Below are 19,933 nucleotides of genomic sequence, written 5' to 3'. Positions count from 1 at the left end.
TATTTCTCCTTATCTAAGTTAATTTAAACAATCGCTTATATTAGTGCTAAAAACTTATCAAATATATAATCATTGTCTTTTGGCCCTGGACAAGCCTCTGGGTGGTACTGAACACTGTATATTGGTAATTCTTTATGTCTCATACCTTCAACAGTATTATCATTTAAATTTATATGTGTTACTTCCATGTTTTCTGGCATTCTAGATACATAATATCCATGATTTTGAGATGTTATATATACTTTCTGGTCTTCTAAATCTTTAACTGGATGATTTCCACCTCTATGTCCAAACTTAAGTTTTCCTGTTTGACCTCCAAGTGTTAAAGCTAGTAATTGATGTCCTAAGCATATACCTGCTATAGGTTTTTTACCTATTAATTCTTTTATATTTTTTATAACATCTTCTAAATCTTCTGGATCTCCAGGTCCATTAGATAAGAATATTAAATCGGGATTTTCCTTAAGTATTTCATCAGCACTTGTTGTTGCTGGGAATACAACTAAATCGCATCCTCTTGCTTTAAATGATCTTAGTATATTCTGTTTAACCCCAAAGTCCATAACTGCTACTTTAGGTCCATTTCCTTTTATATATTCTTTCTCTTTTCTAGTAACTGTTTTAACAGCTTCTGTATTTGAGAATTTTCCTATTTTAGAAACAACATCTTCTAATGTAAAGTTTTCTAAAGTTATTATTCCTCTCATAGTTCCATTATTTCTTAAAATCTTAGTTAATGCTCTTGTATCTATTCCTTCAAGTCCTATAATTTTATTTTGTTTCAAATAAGTGTCTATATCCATTTCACATCTAAAGTTATTTGGATTATCTGACTTTTCTCTTACTATAAACCCCTTCACATGAACTCCTGATGATTCTACATCCTCTAAATTTATTCCATAGTTTCCTATTAGTGGGTAAGTCATTGTTACTATTTGACCATAGTATGATGGGTCTGTTAAAACTTCTCCATATCCTGTCATTGAAGTGTTAAAGACTACCTCTCCTACACTATCCTTTAAATATCCAAAAGCTTTACCTTCAAATATAGTTCCATCTTCTAATATTAATCTAGCTTTCATAACTTACCTCCCTTTAAGCATTTTCTATTTCATTTATTATTTTTTCAGCAGCTTCACTTGGATTTTCTGCCTTAGTTATAGGTCTCCCAACAACTAAATAGTGAGCTCCTTTATTTATAGCATCTTTTGGTGTAACAACTCTTTTTTGATCTCCATCATCAGCGGTCTTAGGTCTTATTCCTGGACATACTGTAACAAACTCACTTCCACAAGAGTCTACTATTCTATCAACCTCTTGAGCAGAACAAACTATTCCATCTATACCAGCTTCTTTAGCTAGTTTAGCTCTTTTTATTGCTAATTCTTGAGTTGTCATATTGCATCCTATATCTTGTAAATCTCTATCGCTTAAAGAAGTTAATACTGTAACTCCTACTATTATTGGTTTTTCTATTCCTAATTTTTCCGCTTCTTCTTTTGCAGCTAATGCACACTGTCTCATACCTTCCATATCAGAAACATGGATTGTCATTAACCAAACATTATCTCTTACTGCTGCTCTTACTGCACTTTGCATTGTATTTGGAATATCATGAAACTTTAAATCTAAAAATATTTTTTTACCTTTTTCTTTTAAATAATCTACAGTTTTCCCTCTTGTTGCTACATATTGTTCTAACCCAACCTTAAATATATCAACACTATTTTCTAGCTTATCTATTAATTCCTTAGCTTTATCAAAGTCGTTAGTATCTATAGCTACAATCAGCTTGTCTTTTCCATTTATCATTTTACTCTCTCCTTTTTTATATAAAGCCCCTAATATCAGAAAATCCTTACACCTATAGAGGTGTAAGGATTCAATATTTCATAACGATTTTTTGTTATGATGATATCTTTCCCAGCCTCTCTGGACTAGTTTAAAAGACTTTATTATTTGATTTTTACATTATAAATAAAAAAACCTCTAACTAATCCAGTTAGAGGTTATATGTACACAAATTAAACATATCTTCATATATAACCTTACTAGCCTCTCTGGACTACTTTCAAGGAAGTTTTATTTTCATTTTTATCAAACTCGCTTAATATCCTCTCGGGATAATTTAAAGCTTTCTCTTTTTTATAATTATTACATTTATTTATAGTCATGTCAACTATTTTTAAAACCTTTACATAGTAAGCTAAACTAAAATACTATCTATAGTTTTTTTCAACAGTAATAAAGATACGTAGCATTTATTACCACCTTCCATAGTGATAATTCTCTGTTTTTTATCTATACTTTTAACTTTTAATTTATTTATTATATAAGATTTATGACATCTGATAAATCTATTATCTAACTGAGATTCTAGCTCTTTTAAAGTACCACTAAATTCTATATAACTATTTTCTGTTCTAAGAGCTATAAATCTTTTTTTACACGTTTCAAAATATAAAATATCATTATATTTAACTTTTTCTATTTTATCTACTTTATCAATAAAAAAACAATCTTCTTCTAATTCATTCTTTATCTTTTCATTTGCAACTAATATACATTCCTTGACTCTTTTACTTACTTCTTCAAAATTTTCTTTAACTATATAATCTATAGCCCCTATATGATATTTAAAAGTAAGATGACTCATATCTTTATGTGATGTAATTATAACTATAATAGCTTTTGTATCTATTTCATTTATTTGTTTAGCTAGTTGAATTCCATTCACATCTCCACCAATATTAATATCTAAGAAATATATTCCTCTATCCTTAAACTCTGATATATGACTTAAAATTTCTTGTGACGAATCAGTAGATAATGTTATTTCTCCACCTATATCTTCAATTTCTAAAATAGATAATATAGACTCTTCTAGCTTACGCCTTTGCTCTTTATCATCCTCACATATAAATATCCTCATCCTAACTCCTCCTTATTTATATATATCTAACTGTTGAATAAACTCATCTTCAATTTTTATATTAAAAAATGCATTATCATAATTTTTTAATATATCTTTTAGATTGCTTAAACCCATTCCTCTTTCTTCTCCCTTTGATGAAAATCCTTTTTCAAATAATAACGATATATCTTCAACCTTTTGCTTATATGTATTTGAAATAATTATAGATGTAAGATTTGTTTTTCTAAAATTAAAATATTCAGAGATGGGTTTTGAGACTCCAAACAAGCCTCTATACTATTATCTAAAAGGATCCCTAATATCCTACATAAATCCAATATATTAAAATTAACTTCTGATATGACATGTGGAATATGTAAGTTTGTTTTTATTTTGTTTTTTCAGCTTGTATTAACTTAGAAGCTACTACCCCTTTAACTTCTATACACTCTATATTACCTATTGATGACCACGTTAAATTAAATAAATCTAATTCCTTACTTAAGCATTCAATATGCGAATAAAAAAACTTTTCAACCCATCTAAATCATTAGATTCTATATGTCCACACATAGATAACATTATATTTTTATAATCATGCCTAAATTTTTTCATTTCATTAGTTGCATATTCTAACTTTTTATTATACTCATCTATTTCTTTAATCCTTTTTTGATTATTTATTAACATAATAAGAAATATAGTACATAAAAAAGTTATAAAATACATAAATGGCAATACTCCATTTCTGTCCATTTCTAATCCCAGTGCACAAACTACATTCGTTTGGCTATTTGTTTCAAAGTATATGCAAATAGATAATATACTCGTTAATATAATTAATACTTGAAGTTTAAATCTATCTAATATACTAAATTCTTCTATATTATTTATAAATGTATTATTTAAAAATTTAGAAACCATTACAATTATTATATATGTAATAGTATAATAACAAATCAGGTAAATATAGTTTTCTAACTTATATATATTTACCCCTGTTAAAAAGGCAAGCATGTTATAACAAAAGACATTAACAGTTATATATAGAACTGTCGACATAAGAGGTATTGCTATAGTTAACAATGTTTTTTTCGTAATTTTATAAACTACAATAGCATTTATAATATTTAATCCATATAATGGTGAAATTTTTAAAATATCTGGCTGTTACAGACAATCCTATATATAAAATAATGAAATAAAAAATTAATTTTATTTTATTTCTCTTAAAATCATAAAGATTTATGAAACTTAAATATACCCCTATACTGGTCAAAAGCATATAAAAATGAAACATATCCCCATATACCTTTCTATTAAATTCTACAAAATTAAAGAGTAACCCTATATAAAAATAGAGTTACTCCTTAATTATACGACACTTATATAATATTCTTTTCTTATTTTGTCTTTAACATCTAATTTTACATATTCAAAATCTATATTATGATATTTACATCCAATTTCAAAATGCTTTAAAGCTATCCCCATGTTAATTTGATTCATATTTTCATCTGAATCTTTTTCATATATATATCAAGAGATCCATTATTTTGATAAAATCTCCATGGTTGCGAGTTTTTGTATGATGGCGCTATTCTTACACATTCAATTATATTAGTCCATTTTTCATCTACATTTTTAGCAATTTTTTTATTGGTTTTCTATCTATATTTTCATTTTCTTTTCTAAACAATTCATTTCCATCTGGAAACCCTAAAGCTATTAATATTACTGGTTTTTCATTCTCTTCTAAATGTACAAAGTCTAATATAGACTCTTTATTAAAATTATCGTCTATCCAACTTGTTGCTAATCCCATTTCTGTTAATTTTAAAATTAACTCTTCTCCAGCAAATCCTACGCTATCTAAATATTTTATTGGAGCTATCTTTTTATCTTTCCCGTCTTCTGTCTCTTCTACTTCAGGAAGTTGAACTGTTAAAACTATATAGTGAGGAGCAACTAGTCTATGTCTCTTCTTTATTATAAATTTCAAACTATCCCCTTTTAAAATGGGATGTGCCTTAATCTTTATTTCTTTATTTAAACTATCCATGTCTTCACATAAATTTCGAACTTCTTCAAACATATTTATGCTTAATCTTTTTGTAGAGTATTTTTTTATAGATTTTCTATAAAAAATAGCATCATATAACTGCAAATCTAATTCCTCCTATCTACAAATATAATAAATATTATTATATCAAAATATATAGTTTTATACTATCTTTCATTGTTCTCAAAATAGTTACATTATTTACTTTTTAAAAAATCAATCCGTTTTCAAATTAATTTATAGGTATTTAAATAATATTGTTAAAATAATAAGTTTGAATAGTCTTTCATTTTAGAATAGTACAACTTTTTAATATTGAAAAAAAACTATAAATGTATTAACAAAATGATGTTATACTTAGGCTAAGAAAGACTTATTCTTATTTTAAATACAATTATTTTGAAAGGATGTGCCTTTATGAATTTAGAAAAAAATTTAGAAAAATATGCTGAGCTATCTGTTAAGGTAGGAGTTAATATACAACCTGGACAAACGTTATTAGTTAGATCTCCTCTTGAGTGTGCTCCATTTGTAAGAAAAGTTGTAAAAAAAGCTTATGACCTAGGAGCTAAGGATGTACATATAGAATGGTCAGATGAAGAATGTACTCTTATAAAGTATTTAAATGCACCCGATGAAACTTTCAACGAGTTCCCAACTTGGGTTTCTGATCAATACGTAAAAATAGCTAAAGAAGGTGGAGCGTTCTTAACTGTTTATGCTCAAGATCCAGATTTATTAAAAGATGTAGACCCTCAAAAAGTTGCAAACTTCCAAAAAGCATCTGCTGAAGCTTTACAAGAATGGAGATCTTATACTTTATCTGATAAATCAAAATGGAGTATAGTTTCTGTTCCTACAGCAAAATGGTCTAAAAAAGTATTCCCAGGAGTTTCTGAAGAGGAAGCTATAGATAAAATGTGGGAAGCAATATTCCATTGCACAAGAGTTGACCAAGAAGATCCAATAGAAGCTTGGAATCAACACAATAAAAACTTAAAAGTTAGAATGAGCTTCTTAAATGATAGCAAATTTAAAACTTTATACTTTAAATCTGGTAAAACAGACATAACTATGGAGTTGCCTGAAGGCCATATATGGGCAAGTGGAGCTTCAAAGGATCCAAATGGAGTAAACTTCAACCCAAATATACCAACAGAAGAAGTATTTACTTTACCTCATAAATTTGGTGTTAATGGTGTAGTTGCAAGTACTAAACCTCTTGTTTACGGTGGAAATGTTATAAACAACTTTACATTAACATTCAAAGATGGAAAAATAGTAGACTTTACTGCTGAAGAAGGATATGATACTTTAGCTAAATTAATAGATACAGATGAAGGTTCTCACTACCTTGGAGAAGTTGCTTTAGTTCCATTTAAATCTCCTATATCAGATACAAACATAGTATTCTATAATACTTTATATGATGAAAATGCTTCTTGTCACTTCGCTATAGGTACAGCTTATAAGAGCTGTGTTGAAAACGGAGTTAACATACCACAAGAAGATTTAGATAAACATGGTATAAACTTCAGTATAACTCATGTTGATTTCATGATAGGTTCTGCTGATATGAACATAGTTGGTGAAAAAGCTAACGGTGAAAAAGTTCAAATATTCACAGATGGAAACTGGGCATTCTAATAATACATAAAAAAAGGGCTATCTATTTTAGATAGTCCTTTTATAATTCTAGTATATTTTTCCGTCCAATTAAGATTCTCTATATGTTCTAAAACAACATCATCGCTCATTTCTGGGTGTATAGTATCTTCATGAGCTATAGTTAAAACAGACATAGCTACTGCATATTTAACTGTATCTTTTAAACTTACGTTTCTCATGTAACCATATCCTAACCCAGCTACAAATGAATCTCCAGCTCCTGTAACATTTGCAACAGGAACATTGTTTGCCTTTATAGTTCCTTCTTCAGTTCCGTTATTATAATATATACCATCTTCATCTAAACTTATAAATACATTTTCTATTCCTAAGTCTATAAAGTGTTTACCAGCTTTTCTTAAATCATCTTCTGATTTTATTTCAAACCCGCACATTATTTCTGCTTCATATCTATTAGGTTTTATTGTATGGAAATATTTTATTAAATGTTTTATATGCTTAGCTTTACAGGCAGACACAGGATCTAAAATAAATTTAGTTTGTCCTTCAAAAGTTTTTAATATATATTCAACAATTTCAGGTTTATCCGAATCTAAAAACATATATTCAGCATTTTTTATTATTTCTGATTTTGAATCTATAAAATCTGTTGTAAACATATCAGTTACTTTCATATCAACTACTGCTGATTCAAGTTCTCCTTCATGATTTAAAACAGCCATGTATGTAGGTGTGCTTCCACCTTTAATTATTAAAGAGTCTTCCATATCATAGTTCATGACTTTAGAATGTTCCATCATTCTTCTTCCTGTTTCATCATCACCTAATATTGATATGAACTTTGTATTTATTCCTACTCTAGCCATATTTTCTGCTATGTTTCTACATACTCCACCAAAAGAAGTTTTAACTCTTCCTGGATTTGAGTCGTTACATCTATAATTATCATTTGTAAATCCGATTATATCAAATATTGATACTCCAAAAACTAAAGCGTATGGTTGTTTATTATTTGCCATTTTTATCTTCGACCTCCCATAAGAATCACTTTCATATTTTAACATAAAAATATATGCCTTTTCTAGACAAAAAAGCACATATTTTGACCTTTGCAATATTTTCTAAAATTTTTTCAAATAAAATATATTAATATCGTTTTCTTAGTTTATTTATTTTTCAATTTTATTAGTTATCTTATATATTTTATTATCTAGTTTTGTTACTAAAAAAATACTTTTTATTTAATGCAAATTATTACAATTGTTATAAAAATTCTAGTTTGATATAATAAATGCTTAAGTACTATTTTGCTTTTAGGAGGCATCCATATTATGAAAAAGTTATTAAGTAAAGCAAGGCAAGCTATAAATGATTTTGATATGATACAAGATGGAGATAAAATTGCAGTTGGATTATCTGGGGGTAAAGATAGTTTAACTCTTCTTCATATTTTAAATAATTATAAAAAATTCTCACCTCAAAAATTCGAACTTATAGCTATAACATTAAACCCAGGTGGTGTTGATAACTCCCCTTTATATGATTCATGTTCAAATTTAAGAGTTGAATTTCACGAGGTTCAAACAAATATAAAAGAAATTATATTTGATATAAGAAAAGAAAAAAATCCATGTTCTTTATGTGCAAACTTAAGACGCGGTGCGTTAAATGATACAGCAAAAAAACTTGGATGTACTAAAGTTGCTTTAGGCCATCATAAAGATGACGTTGTTGAAACTTTTTTAATGTCTATGTTCTTCGAAGGAAGAGTTAGCTGTTTTTCCCCAAAAACTTATTTAGATAGACAAGATTTAACTATAATAAGACCTATGGTTTATATTGAAGAATATATGACTAAAAAGGCAACGAAGGATTTCAATTATCCTGTAATTAAAAATCCATGCCCAGCTGATGGTCACACAAATAGGCAAAATATTAAAGAACTAATACAAAAACTTAACTTAGATATTCCTAATGTTAAAAGAAATTTATTCAACTCTCTAAATAACTCAGATCAGTTGTTTATATGGGATAAAGATAAAATAAAAAATATATAGGAATCAAAAAAGCTACTCAAAATGAGTAGCTTTTTATTTTTAATATTTTAGATAGAAGTAGCCAGCATAGTATTTACTATAGATATTACTGCAAATATTAATGTTAAAATATATAATGTTATTGGAAGTATTTTATGTAATTTTTTAGTTTGTAAATAATATTTAAACACTCCATATAAGAAGTATGTAGCCCATAATTTTATAAGTATATTATTTAACTGACTAGCTATTGTTTGTGCTTGTATATCACTTACAGCTACTGTTGTTATTAAAGATACAATGGCTAAAACTATAGAAAATACTATAAATCTAAAATACAACAAGCTTTTAAAGTATTTCTTATCTTTTATTTCTTCATTTTCAACAAATCCCATAAATGCTTTACTTACAAAATATAATATATTAACACATATCAAAGCAGATATTAATGGACCTACAATATATGATGCCCATTGAAATGCAATAAACCCTGTTTTTCCCATGCCTTCAAGACCTAAGTCACCTAATAAATCAGGCATCATTAAATTTATTACTACCCCACTTAAAATACTGACAGCTATAAGAGCTATAAACCAGTATCTTAATTTTATAGGCTCTTTACTTTCATATTCTTCCCTTGTAAAATCTTTAAAATATTCTTTTGGTTGTAGTACTAACGTTTTAAAATCTCTCATATATATTCTCCTTTTTAATTTTTAATTTTTAATTATATATAGCCTTTATAGGATCTAGTCTAGATGCTTTGTATGCAGGTATTATTCCAAATATAATACCGACTATTACAGATGTAGCTGAAGCTCCTATAAATGTTTTTATAGTAACCACAGGCTTAAATGGCATGAACATACCTGCAATTTGTGATAAAACAAATCCTATTAAAATTCCTAATAGCCCCCCTATTAAAGTTACAAACATAGCTTCAAATAAAAACTGTAACATTATAGAATTCGGAGTAGCTCCTATTGCTCTTCTTATTCCTATCTCTCTTTTTCTTTCCGTAACCGAAACATACATTATATTCATTACACCTATTCCTCCAACAAATAGTGATATAGCTGTTATAAGGGTAATAAACATAGTTATACTCGAAATTATCTTAGTAAATGCCTCCGTTATACTTCCTGGATTGAAAACATCATATGTTCCATGTATTTCTGGATGATTTTCTTGTAACATTTCCTTAACTTGTTCTGAAACAACATCAAAATCATACCCGGGTGATATGAAAACATCTAAAGAAGTTATTTCATTTCCATTATTTTTATTTTGTAATTCATTTATTCTATCGATAGACGCTTTTTGTATTAAGTCTTCATTAGATGCAAATAAACTCTCTGCTTTTTCTTGAACTCCAATAACTTCAAACATTGTTCCATTTAAATTTATAGCCTTTCCTACAGCTAACTTAGGATCATCAAACAATTTTTTTGCATTTTGATATGTTAATACTATTACATCATTTTTAATGTCGCTTTTCTCAAAGTATCTTCCATGTTCAACTTTATCTGATTTTTGAGCTGGAATTAAGCTCATACTCTCACTATCGTCATCATATGCAGTAGCTGCTATAGATGTATGCCTATCTAAAAAATTAACCTCTCCATATAATCCATCTCCAAACCCAAAGCTTTCCTGTTCCTTCGGTTTTTCAACCTTTTCAACCCCATCTATATGTTTTAAATCATAAATATCATTTTCTATAAAAGGTTCAACAGAGGATAAATCTGCTTCAGGATTTTCAGAATAAAAACTTACAGTAACCTTATTTGCATTTACTTTTCCTGTTGTTTTAGAAACTTGAGCCTTAAGTCCATCTCCAATAGATAATACAACTACAACGGAACTTATACCTATAATAATTCCTATCATAGTTAAAAAAACCCTTAACTTATTCGCTTTTAAGCTTAACAGAGAACTCTTGATTAAATTTTCTATACTCATATTTATACCTCCTCAATAAAAACACCGTCTTTAAGGTACACCACTTTTGTTGCATATTTTTTTAGGTCTGGATCATGAGTAACCATAACAATAGTTTTTCCTTGTTTATTTAGTGAACTTAATATGTTCATAATTTCATTACTTGTATTAGTATCCAATGCCCCCGTAGGCTCATCAGCAAATATTAATTGAGGATCATTAATAAGAGCTCGTGCAATAGAAATACGTTGTTGCTGACCTCCAGACAACTCATTTGGAAACTGCTTTATTTTATCTAGTAATCCAACCATTTTTAAATTATTTTCAACTCTTTTTAATCTCTCTTTCTTTCCTAATTTATTATCATAAAGAAGAGGTAGTTCTATATTTTGACAAATATTTAAGTTATTTATCAAATGAAACTGTTGAAATATAAACCCTATATTCTTATTTCGAAAATGAGATCTTTCAACCTCTGTTAAATTTGTAACATTTTTCCCATCAAAAACATATTCTCCTTCATCAAATTTATCTAAAAATCCTAAGATATTTAATAGAGTTGTCTTTCCACTACCTGACTTACCCATTATCATTACAAAATCTCCATGCTTAATTTCCAGGCTTAACGACTTTAAAACATGCAACCTATTTTTTGCTAATCCATAGTATTTTTGTATATTGTTAAGTTCGATAAAGCTATTCAATTTCCTGACCTTCTTTCATCTCACTATTTATAACTTCTACAATCTCATCTTTTTCTTTTAAGCCTGATGATACTATTGTTGACTTTCCTTTTTCTCCTTTTGTTTTTATATCTTGCTTAACAAGTTTATTATCTTTTATTAAATAAACGTATTTTTTACTTCCCTCTGTCTTAACAGCTGTACTAGGTATCTCTATTAATTTTTCAGTATCTTTTAATTTAACTTGAACATGATAGCCATTTACTACATTTTCTTTTGAATCTAAGCTTATTGTCACTGGATAATTAGCGACTTGAGATGTTGATGTTACTCCATCTGTTGGAATAACTTGCTCTTCTGGATCGTAGGAAATATCAAATATTTCGCCTTTTACATTTTTGTCATTTGCTAATACTAGTATATCTACATCTTGGTTTAATTTTGTTTTTTCTAAATCTCTCTCTGATACTTGTGCTTTTACATATAAATCATTACTTCTTAATTTTAATAAAACTTGATTCTCACCCTCTGATGCTTTATTTGGAACACTAACTTTTCCTGCAAACGGAGCATATTCATGTGTATATTTTTTCTTAAGTTTCTCTATTTGTTTTTTATTGCTCTTTATCTGATCTTCTATAGAGGCCCCTACATTTGGATTCATGACATCTGTATTATTTTGAATTTCATTATTTTTAGGGTCACTAATTTTATTTTTTCTTTTTCAAATCTGATATTTGATCTTCTAAATCTGATATTTGATTTGCTATTTCTTCATTTTTATATGTTATAAGCAAACTTCCTTTACTTACAATTTCACCATTTTTCTTGTTTATTTCATAATCTGAACCCTTACTTATGTCTTTATAGAAAATTTTAGATTTTGACGGTTCTACAACTCCACTGAAAAAGTTTTTTTATTTTCAGGAATTATATACCTTTTAATGGCTTGTTCTTCCTTAACTTTTTTATCTTTGCTTTTATAAGCTAAAAACCCTATGGCTCCTCCCCAAATAACTACTACCGCTAACCCTATAGCTATGTGCTTTTTTTCATTTTTCCCTCCTACTATTAACTTTACAATTTAAATCCCCATTTGCTAAATCTACATAAATCTTTAAATTTCATACTATCATATATACTTTGTATAAAAATAAAAATGGACTAAAATATGGTTTTAGTGGAGTAAAATGTATGTTTTTGTTATTTCACTCCACTAAAACGTAATGTTAGTCCACTTTCTACTTTTGTATATACTTTTATGTTAGCATTCATGTAAAGTAATTCTAATTTCTAAGGTATATTATTTAACGTTCTTAAATAGCAGTGCCACTTATATGCTAATTTTTTTAATTAGCAATACCATTAAATTGAAATTACTTTTTTTATGTAGATTTTTAATCTTACTTTTAGCAAAAATACTATCGTTAAAAAGTGAGATAATAAGTGAGTATCTTAAGAAAAATTTTATCTTAATTGAATTCAGCGATTATCTCATACGAAGTTATAAAATTAGAAATATTATAATTTCTAATTTTAAAATTTAATAAAAAATAGTTAGCTATTATAATAGCTAACTATTTTTTATTATCTCATCTACAATTAATTTACTTCCTTTTATTATTACAGAAGCTCCATTTCCTGGATGTGTTGACGATCCTATAAAATATAAATTTTTAACACTTTTTGATTTTATATGCGGTCTTAAAAAACCTATTTGACTAATATTATGAGCTATTCCAAAAGCACAGCCTTTATATGCATTAAAATTTTTTTCCATATTCTTTGGCGTTAAATAGTTTTCGTAAATAATATTTTTTTCTATATCTTCCATACCCTTAATCTTAGTTATCGATTGTATAACCTTATCTCTAAAATTTTTCACTAATTTTTCATTCCATTCAATATTTTCATATTCTAAATTAGGAACTCTAACCATTATATTTAGAATCTCCTTGGAATCTCCACATACACTATGATCTATTTTGCTAGGACAATACATATAAAAAGAAGGATTATTAGGTAAATTCCCTTTAAATGGAGCTTGTATATTTTCTTTAAAATCATCTCCAATATATATATTATTAACTTTCAAGTTTTTATAATTTTTATTTAATCCTAAATATATGATTAACGTGGAACATGAGAGCTTAAGCTTATCAATTTTTTTATCAGTATATTTATCTTTATTAACATCTGACTTTATTAAATTTTTCATTGCATACGGAAAATCTGCATTACATACTACAATATCAGATAAATATTTTCCTTCACTAGTATTTGCACCTTTTACTATACCATCATCTATTATAATCTCATCTACTACTGTATTTTTATATATTTTCCCACCCATTTCTATAACTAACTTTTCTAAAGACTTTATATAAGAATACATACCACCCTTAATATACCAAAGTCCATATATTTGGGATATTGCAGGTATTAAAGTATATAAATTAGAATTTTCATAGGGGTCTATCCCTATATACATACATTGAAACAGTAAAAATTCTCTTATTTTATTATCTTTTATATATCTAGATGTATACTTATACGAACTTTCCATTGGATTTAATTTAATTGCAGTCTTTATAGCTTCAAAATTTAAAATTTCTTTTAAATTTTCCATAGGTTTATTTAAAAATTTTTCATTTGATAAAATATATTTTCTATATGAATTTGATATGTAATTTAAATAATCTATTCCTAGGTTAACATTTATACCCTCTAAAAATTTTATAGTTTTGGAAATATCACTGTAAAACTCATAATTATTATTATCTTCATAAAAAACTTTGTACATAGTATCTAGCTTTACTAAGTCTATATACTTTGAATAATCTTTATTAACATAATTAAATATTTCTATATAATTTTGAGGTGTCATAAGTATACTAGCTGTTAAATCAAATTTATCACCTCTATTTTTAATTTGATTTATCTTTCCTCCCAATGTACTTTCTTTTTCTAAAACAGTAACTTTATAATTATTTTTCAATAATCTTATTGCAGTTGTTAATCCTCCTATTCCTGCTCCAACCACTATAACTTCCTTCATATTTTTCCCTCCTTCCTTAATTAAATATTATTTCCATTAATTTCAACTTTATAATTATTCATTAACATATAAATTTATATTTCCCAGGAAACTTTAAATTTATTTTTTTGTAATGAGCATAATACCAATTAGGAGGTGATTTTTATTAAATCAAAATTTTTTAATTTTTCTTTGTTAGCTTTTTTATGTTCTTATGTATTAATTCATATGCAACTATTCCTGATAATAAAGAATTCAAACTCGAACCATTACCTTATGCCTATGATGCTCTTGAACCTTATATAGATAAGGAAACTATGGTCTTACATCATGATAAACATCATAAAGCATATGTAGATAATTTAAACAAAATACTTTCCACTCATCCAGAAATTGAATCTAAAAACTTAGAACAGCTTTTATCTAATCCAACTATACTTCCCCGCGATGTAAAGCAAAGTATAATTAATAACGCTGGTGGAGTTTACAATCATAACTTTTTTTGGAATATAATGAGTCCTAACAAAGGTGGCCAGCCTAAAGATGAACTATTAAAATCTATCGAAAAAGATTTTGGTTCTTTTAAATCTTTCAAAGAAGAATTTAATAAGTCAGCATTAAGTACCTTTGGATCAGGATGGACTTGGTTGGTTTCTAATGATGAAGGTGAGTTAGCTATAATGTCTACTTCAAATCAAGATTCCCCTATTTTATCAGGAGTAAAACCTATAATTGCTATAGATCTTTGGGAGCATTCATATTATCTTAAATACAAAAATGAACGTAATAAGTATATAGAAAATTGGTGGAATGTAGTTAATTGGGAACAAGCAAATAAAAACTATTTATCTAAATAAAAAGAAGTAGCATTAACTATGCTACTTCTTCTAATTTTTCTTCATTCTCTTGTTCTTTAATATTTTTCTTTTTCTCTATTTTTTCTATTACTCTATCTATCAATAATCCATTTAAAACTATAACTAACATAGAATATATTCCTTTTTTAAGTCCAAAAGTGAATCCTCCCATTATAGCAACAAATAAATCCACTATTAAAAGTGATATCCCTATATTAAATGTAGTATATTTATTTAATATCTTAGCTAAAATGTCTGTACCTCCAGTAGATGCGTTCGTTGCAAAAACCATGGCTAGACCTATAGCTGTTACTAATGTCCCTACTATTACAGCCGCTAGTAAGTTTGTAGTTAAAGCTGTTGAGTTTAAAATTTTATCCATAAAATCTATTACTACAGACAACATAAAACTTGCATATATTGTTTTTAATCCAAAATCTCCACCTATTAAAATAAATGCTATTGAAAATAGTATTAAATTGCCTATAAATATTATAATCCCCATAGATAAACTAGGCAAATAATGATTTATTATAAGAGCTAAACCACTAAGTCCTCCTCCAGCTATATCATTAGGTGCAAAAAAGTACTGTATTCCAATAGCAACTAAAATTACTCCTATCGTTACAACAATATATTCTTGTAATCCTTTAATACAATCTGATTTTTTCATATTCAAGACCTTCCTTCGTTGTCAATGTTTTTTAAACGCAACTATTAGAATATCAAACTTTTAATGTTTTTGGTAGTAAAAGTCTTGGCATTTTTGTATATTTTTTTTATATTTAATAAAAAAATTCCATTTATAATACATGCTGTTTATTTTTGTTATTTTTTAGAAAATTTGATTTTCGATTATCATTTACAACCTTTAATATTGAAACTTAAAATTATATTAGTACAAATTTATATTAGGGGGATAAATTATGAATTTAGATATAAGTTCAAAAAGTAAGGCACTATCTACTTTTCTTAATAAAAATCTTAACGATTTAAAATCTAAGGGTCTATATAACAAAATCGATTCTCTTCAAAGTTCTAATGGTCCTATCATTCAAATAAATGGAAACAATCTAATTAACCTTTCATCCAACAATTATCTTGGACTAGCTACAAATAAAAATTTGATAAATGCTACTATCAAGGCTACAGAAAAATATGGAGCTGGTGCTGGTGCAGTAAGAACAATAATGGTACGTTAGAAATCCATGATATTTTAGAAAATACTATAGCTAAATTCAAGGGTACAGAATCAGCTATAGCTTTCCAATCAGGATTTAATTGCAATATGGGAGCTATTCAAGCTGTCATGGATAAAAATGATGCAATTTTATCAGATGAACTTAATCATGCATCAATAATAGATGGATGCAAACTTTCTGGTTCCAAAATAATAAGATTCAAACATTCAGATATGAATGATTTGAGAGAAAAAGCCAAGCAAGCTCAAGAAAGTGGATTATATAAAAAAATAATGGTTATAACTGATGGAGTTTTTTCTATGGATGGAGATATAGCTAAGCTTCCTGAAATAGTTGAAATAGCTGAAGAGTTTGACTTAATTACTTATGTTGACGATGCTCACGGTTCTGGAGTTACAGGAAAAGGAGCTGGAACTTGCAAACACTTTGGTCTATCAGATAAAGTTGATTTCCAAATAGGTACACTATCTAAAGCTATAGGTGTTGTGGGTGGATATGTTGCAGGATCTAAAGATTTAATAGATTGGCTAAAAGTTAGAGGAAGACCATTCCTATTCTCAACATCGCTTACTCCTGGTGCTGCTGCTGCTTGTACCGAATCTATAAATATACTTATGAATGATGATACTTTAGTTCAAAAAGTTTGGGAAAACGGAAACTACCTTAAATCTGGATTAAAATCTTTAGGATTTAATATAGGAAATAGTCAAACACCTATAACTCCATGTATTATCGGAGATGAAGCCAAAACTCAATTATTTAGTAAAAGACTACTAGAAGAAGGTGTTTATGCTAAATCAATAATATTCCCTACTGTTCCTAAAGGTACAGGAAGGGTTCGAAATATGCCAACAGCTGCTCATACAAAAGAAATGTTAGATTATGCTTTAAGTATTTATGAAAAGGTAGGAAAAGAATTAGGAGTTATTAAATAAATTTTTTAATTTTGTAGGGGGGTAATTATATGAAAAAAATTCTTATTACTGGAGCTCTTGGTCAAATAGGTTCTGAGTTAACATCAAAACTTCGAAAGGATTACGGGGTAAGCAATGTTTTAGCTACTGATGTCCGCTCAATAGAAGAAAGTACAGTTGTAAATAATGGTTTATTTGAAACTTTAGATGTTATGGATATTGAAGCTATGGGAAAACTAGCGAAGAAACACAATGCAGACACTATAATACATCTAGCATCTTTATTATCTGCAGTAGGAGAACAAAAACCTCAATTTGCATGGAAGTTAAATATGGGTGGTTTGGTAAATGCTTTAGAAGTTTCTAAAGAGACTAATGCTACACTATTCGCTCCTAGTTCTATAGCAGCATTTGGACCTAATTCTCCAAAAGATTTAACTCCTCAAGATACTATACAAAGACCAAATACTATGTATGGAGTAACTAAGGTTTCAGGAGAATTGTTATCTGATTATTACTTCCATAAATTTGGAGTAGACACAAGAAGTGTAAGATTCCCTGGGCTTATATCATATGTAACTCCTCCTGGTGGTGGAACAACTGATTACGCAGTTGATATATACTACGAAGCTTTAAAAAATATGAAATATGAATCATTTATAGCTGAGGGTACGAAAATGGATATGATGTATATGCCCGATGCTCTTCAAGCTGTCATTGATCTACTTGAAGCTGATAGTTCCAAATTGATTCATAGAAATGCATTCAATATAACAGCTATGAACTTCTCTCCTGAAGAGATAGCAGCTGAGATTAAAAAGAATATGCCTAAATTTGAATTTAGCTACAATGTTGATCCAGTTCGTCAATCTATAGCTGAATCTTGGCCTAATTCCATAGATCCGTCTTGTGCTGTTAATGAATGGGGATTCAAGTTTGAATATGATTTAAGAAAAATGACTATAGATATGCTACAAAAACTAAGTGAAAAAGGTATAGCTAAAGAAAGTGTTAATAACGCTTAAAATATAATTAAATAAGCTGCCTCTAAGTTTTTATAATCAATACTACATATGTTTAGGCAGCTTATATTTTATTTACTTAATATTTTCTGTTCTATATCCAATCTCCTTATTAGCTAACTTATAAGCTTTCTCTATCATATCTTGCTTACTTTGTCCTTTTCCTATTAAGCTATCTATGCTAATTTGATTTCTATCTTCAAAATACTTATTAAGCAAAGATTCCTCTATATCATCTTGAGTAGCTAAAGTTTCTTCATGTAATATATATTTAACTTCTATACCTTCATTTTTTAAAAATCTACCTACCATAATGCTTCTATGACATCTTATAGGCTCTTGCATTGCCCCTAATAAAACTATTCTATATCCCATTTCTATTCCGTTTTTGATTCGTTTTACTCCTTTTAAAAATACATCCTCTTTTATAACCTCATCAAAATCTGCATATCCTTCATTATTATATGATTCTTTGCTACCTCTTTTAGCGCCAAACTCTTCACCCATATAAATATATGTATATCCATCCTTTTTTAAAATTTCTCTAAAATATTCTTTGTTGTACTGCACATTATATTTAGAATATGGTGTTTCTCTTATATCAACAATACAGTTAATATTATACTTTTTAATCATCTCAATAAATTTTACATAAGGATAGTTTGAATGCCCAATCGCAAAAATTTCCATAACTTCATCCTCCTTAGGCATAATCTAATAAAATACTATTTAAATATATTATCACTTAATACATCTGCACTCGCATAATTTTTTAGTAAATTACTTCTATGTTCCCAATAGATACTGATGCACACTTATTTTTTAAGATATCATCAATTTTTATACTTATCAAATTTAATACCCCTTTAATTAATCTATAATTCTATCTTCTGTTATTATAGCTGTTATCTCTTCTAAAGTTGCAAATTTATAAAACTCATCATAATTAAATTTCTCTTTTTCCATAACTAAATATATCTTCGTTGAACATTCTATTATTGTTTTCTTTGTATCTCCATCTTCTAAATATATTGTACTTACATACCCAGTTTCTTTATTAATTCCACCTAATCCTATAAAAGCTTTATCATATGCAAATTTTCTAATATATCTATCTGCTGCCGCTCCTACTATAGCTCCTATTTCTTTATTGAATTCTCCTCCAATACAAATAACTTTTATATTATTATTCATTCTTAGTTCTAGCACAATTTCTATCATGTTTGTTACAACAGTAATTGTTTTATTAGTATTGTTTAACTCTTTTGCAATTTCTAAGTTAATTGTTGAAACATCCAAAAAACTATATCTTTATTTTCTATTAAATCAATTGCCTTTAATGCAATTAATTTTTTCTCTTGAGTATTTATATTTTTTCTTTCATCAATATTTTTGATGTCTATGTGATTTTTTTGAGCAATTGCCCCTCCATATACTCTTATTAAATATCCTCTAGATTCTAATTCTTTTAAATCTTTTCTTATGCAATCTTCTGTAACTTCAAATAATTTAGATAGTTCTTTTACCTTTACTCTTCCATTCTTTTTTATTATATTTACAATATTTTCATATCTTTCCTCTAGAAACAAAATGTTTTCACCTCTTTATTTTACTTATTATTATTTTATATTATTTA

21 protein-coding genes and 2 pseudogenes are annotated in these 19,933 nt (G+C 27.6%); 6 read left to right on the top strand and 17 right to left on the bottom strand.

Annotated features, from left to right (window positions below; translation table 11 throughout):
- Positions 1-35 precede the first annotated feature (35 nt).
- From carA to LEQ07_RS12030, 7 genes and pseudogenes are all read right to left on the bottom strand, one after another.
- Positions 36-1,082, bottom strand: coding sequence for a glutamine-hydrolyzing carbamoyl-phosphate synthase small subunit (carA, locus tag LEQ07_RS12060; protein ID WP_021428028.1), 1,047 nt, complete (start codon positions 1,080-1,082; stop codon positions 36-38).
- A gap of 13 nt (positions 1,083-1,095) precedes the next feature.
- On the bottom strand, positions 1,096-1,812 hold the full coding sequence (pyrF, locus tag LEQ07_RS12055; RefSeq protein ID WP_046822740.1) for an orotidine-5'-phosphate decarboxylase: 717 nt from the start codon (positions 1,810-1,812) through the stop codon (positions 1,096-1,098).
- A 394-nt stretch (positions 1,813-2,206) separates the two neighbouring features.
- A complete protein-coding gene (locus tag LEQ07_RS12050; RefSeq protein WP_263330835.1) occupies positions 2,207-2,932 on the bottom strand; it encodes a LytR/AlgR family response regulator transcription factor in 726 nt (241 codons plus the stop codon).
- 12 nt (positions 2,933-2,944) lie between these two features.
- Positions 2,945-3,198, bottom strand: a pseudogene (locus LEQ07_RS12045) (GHKL domain-containing protein).
- A gap of 217 nt (positions 3,199-3,415) precedes the next feature.
- Positions 3,416-3,838: a hypothetical protein gene (locus LEQ07_RS12040; protein WP_263330833.1), complete on the bottom strand. Its 423-nt coding sequence runs from the start codon at positions 3,836-3,838 to the stop codon at positions 3,416-3,418.
- A gap of 450 nt (positions 3,839-4,288) precedes the next feature.
- Entirely contained in the window at positions 4,289-4,423 is a 135-nt protein-coding gene (locus LEQ07_RS12035; protein WP_263330832.1) for a hypothetical protein, read from the bottom strand.
- Positions 4,420-5,081: pseudogene (locus LEQ07_RS12030) on the bottom strand (nitroreductase family protein). Before LEQ07_RS12030 ends, LEQ07_RS12035 begins: the two are co-directional and overlap by 4 nt.
- Positions 5,082-5,393: 312 nt before the next feature.
- Here LEQ07_RS12030 and LEQ07_RS12025 point away from each other — a divergent pair.
- A complete protein-coding gene (locus tag LEQ07_RS12025; protein WP_263330830.1) occupies positions 5,394-6,623 on the top strand; it encodes an aminopeptidase in 1,230 nt (409 codons plus the stop codon).
- On the opposite strand, the gene LEQ07_RS12020 is transcribed toward LEQ07_RS12025, so the two are convergent.
- Positions 6,620-7,624 (bottom strand): carbohydrate kinase family protein, encoded by a 1,005-nt coding sequence (locus tag LEQ07_RS12020; protein ID WP_263330829.1) that lies wholly within the window; start codon positions 7,622-7,624, stop codon positions 6,620-6,622. The genes LEQ07_RS12025 and LEQ07_RS12020 overlap by 4 nt on opposite strands.
- A gap of 312 nt (positions 7,625-7,936) precedes the next feature.
- Here LEQ07_RS12020 and LEQ07_RS12015 point away from each other — a divergent pair, with 312 nt between their 5' ends.
- Positions 7,937-8,662, top strand: coding sequence for a tRNA 2-thiocytidine biosynthesis TtcA family protein (locus LEQ07_RS12015; protein WP_263330828.1), 726 nt, complete (start codon positions 7,937-7,939; stop codon positions 8,660-8,662).
- 47 nt (positions 8,663-8,709) lie between these two features.
- Here the strand turns inward: LEQ07_RS12015 and LEQ07_RS12010 are convergent, their stop codons facing one another.
- The 5 genes from LEQ07_RS12010 to LEQ07_RS11990 all read right to left on the bottom strand — a co-directional run bounded on the left by LEQ07_RS12010 (position 8,710) and on the right by LEQ07_RS11990 (position 14,323).
- Positions 8,710-9,336 carry a YIP1 family protein gene (locus LEQ07_RS12010; protein ID WP_046822319.1) on the bottom strand — a complete coding sequence of 209 codons (627 nt, stop codon included), beginning with the start codon at positions 9,334-9,336 and terminating at the stop codon, positions 8,710-8,712.
- Positions 9,337-9,364: 28 nt separating this feature from the next.
- Positions 9,365-10,603 (bottom strand): ABC transporter permease, encoded by a 1,239-nt coding sequence (locus LEQ07_RS12005; protein ID WP_263330827.1) that lies wholly within the window; start codon positions 10,601-10,603, stop codon positions 9,365-9,367.
- 2 nt (positions 10,604-10,605) lie between these two features.
- Positions 10,606-11,286 carry an ABC transporter ATP-binding protein gene (locus tag LEQ07_RS12000; protein ID WP_046822317.1) on the bottom strand — a complete coding sequence of 227 codons (681 nt, stop codon included), beginning with the start codon at positions 11,284-11,286 and terminating at the stop codon, positions 10,606-10,608.
- Positions 11,279-11,929, bottom strand: a complete 651-nt coding sequence (locus LEQ07_RS11995; protein WP_263330826.1) for an efflux RND transporter periplasmic adaptor subunit — start codon at positions 11,927-11,929, stop codon at positions 11,279-11,281. The genes LEQ07_RS12000 and LEQ07_RS11995 overlap by 8 nt, the downstream gene beginning before the upstream one ends.
- A gap of 909 nt (positions 11,930-12,838) precedes the next feature.
- Positions 12,839-14,323: a phytoene desaturase family protein gene (locus LEQ07_RS11990; RefSeq protein ID WP_263330825.1), complete on the bottom strand. Its 1,485-nt coding sequence runs from the start codon at positions 14,321-14,323 to the stop codon at positions 12,839-12,841.
- Between the two features lie 185 nt (positions 14,324-14,508).
- Between LEQ07_RS11990 and LEQ07_RS11985 the strand changes: the two genes are divergently transcribed.
- On the top strand, positions 14,509-15,159 hold the full coding sequence (locus tag LEQ07_RS11985; RefSeq protein WP_263330824.1) for a superoxide dismutase: 651 nt from the start codon (positions 14,509-14,511) through the stop codon (positions 15,157-15,159).
- Positions 15,160-15,175: 16 nt separating this feature from the next.
- On the opposite strand, the gene LEQ07_RS11980 is transcribed toward LEQ07_RS11985, so the two are convergent.
- Positions 15,176-15,832, bottom strand: coding sequence for a YitT family protein (locus LEQ07_RS11980; RefSeq protein ID WP_046821998.1), 657 nt, complete (start codon positions 15,830-15,832; stop codon positions 15,176-15,178).
- 253 nt (positions 15,833-16,085) lie between these two features.
- Between LEQ07_RS11980 and LEQ07_RS21520 the strand changes: the two genes are divergently transcribed.
- Genes LEQ07_RS21520 through LEQ07_RS11970 form a run of 3 tightly spaced genes read left to right on the top strand, consistent with a single transcriptional unit; the run spans position 16,086 to position 18,300 of the window.
- A complete protein-coding gene (locus tag LEQ07_RS21520) occupies positions 16,086-16,361 on the top strand; it encodes a hypothetical protein (protein ID WP_332843144.1) in 276 nt (91 codons plus the stop codon).
- On the top strand, positions 16,316-17,296 hold the full coding sequence (locus tag LEQ07_RS11975) for an aminotransferase class I/II-fold pyridoxal phosphate-dependent enzyme (protein WP_332843152.1): 981 nt from the start codon (positions 16,316-16,318) through the stop codon (positions 17,294-17,296). Before LEQ07_RS21520 ends, LEQ07_RS11975 begins: the two co-directional genes overlap by 46 nt.
- A gap of 29 nt (positions 17,297-17,325) precedes the next feature.
- On the top strand, positions 17,326-18,300 hold the full coding sequence (locus LEQ07_RS11970) for an L-threonine 3-dehydrogenase (RefSeq protein ID WP_263330823.1): 975 nt from the start codon (positions 17,326-17,328) through the stop codon (positions 18,298-18,300).
- A gap of 72 nt (positions 18,301-18,372) precedes the next feature.
- Here the strand turns inward: LEQ07_RS11970 and LEQ07_RS11965 are convergent, their stop codons facing one another.
- The 3 genes from LEQ07_RS11965 to LEQ07_RS11955 all read right to left on the bottom strand — a co-directional run bounded on the left by LEQ07_RS11965 (position 18,373) and on the right by LEQ07_RS11955 (position 19,886).
- The gene (locus LEQ07_RS11965; RefSeq protein ID WP_263330822.1) at positions 18,373-18,987 is read right to left on the bottom strand and encodes a DUF488 domain-containing protein; all 615 of its coding nucleotides are present in this window, start codon (positions 18,985-18,987) and stop codon (positions 18,373-18,375) included.
- 180 nt (positions 18,988-19,167) lie between these two features.
- Entirely contained in the window at positions 19,168-19,596 is a 429-nt protein-coding gene (locus LEQ07_RS11960) for a DeoR/GlpR family DNA-binding transcription regulator (protein WP_263330821.1), read from the bottom strand.
- Complete coding sequence (locus tag LEQ07_RS11955) at positions 19,572-19,886, bottom strand: DeoR family transcriptional regulator (protein ID WP_263330820.1); 315 nt, start codon at positions 19,884-19,886, stop codon at positions 19,572-19,574. The genes LEQ07_RS11960 and LEQ07_RS11955 overlap by 25 nt, the downstream gene beginning before the upstream one ends.
- Positions 19,887-19,933 lie beyond the last annotated feature (47 nt).

Origin of the sequence: Paraclostridium sp. AKS73 (assembly GCF_025671395.1) — a bacterium.
Classification (GTDB): Bacteria; Bacillota; Clostridia; order Peptostreptococcales; family Peptostreptococcaceae; genus Paraclostridium; species Paraclostridium benzoelyticum.
Note: the sequence above shows the minus strand (reverse complement) of the source record. Positions and strands in the feature narration are given on the sequence as shown.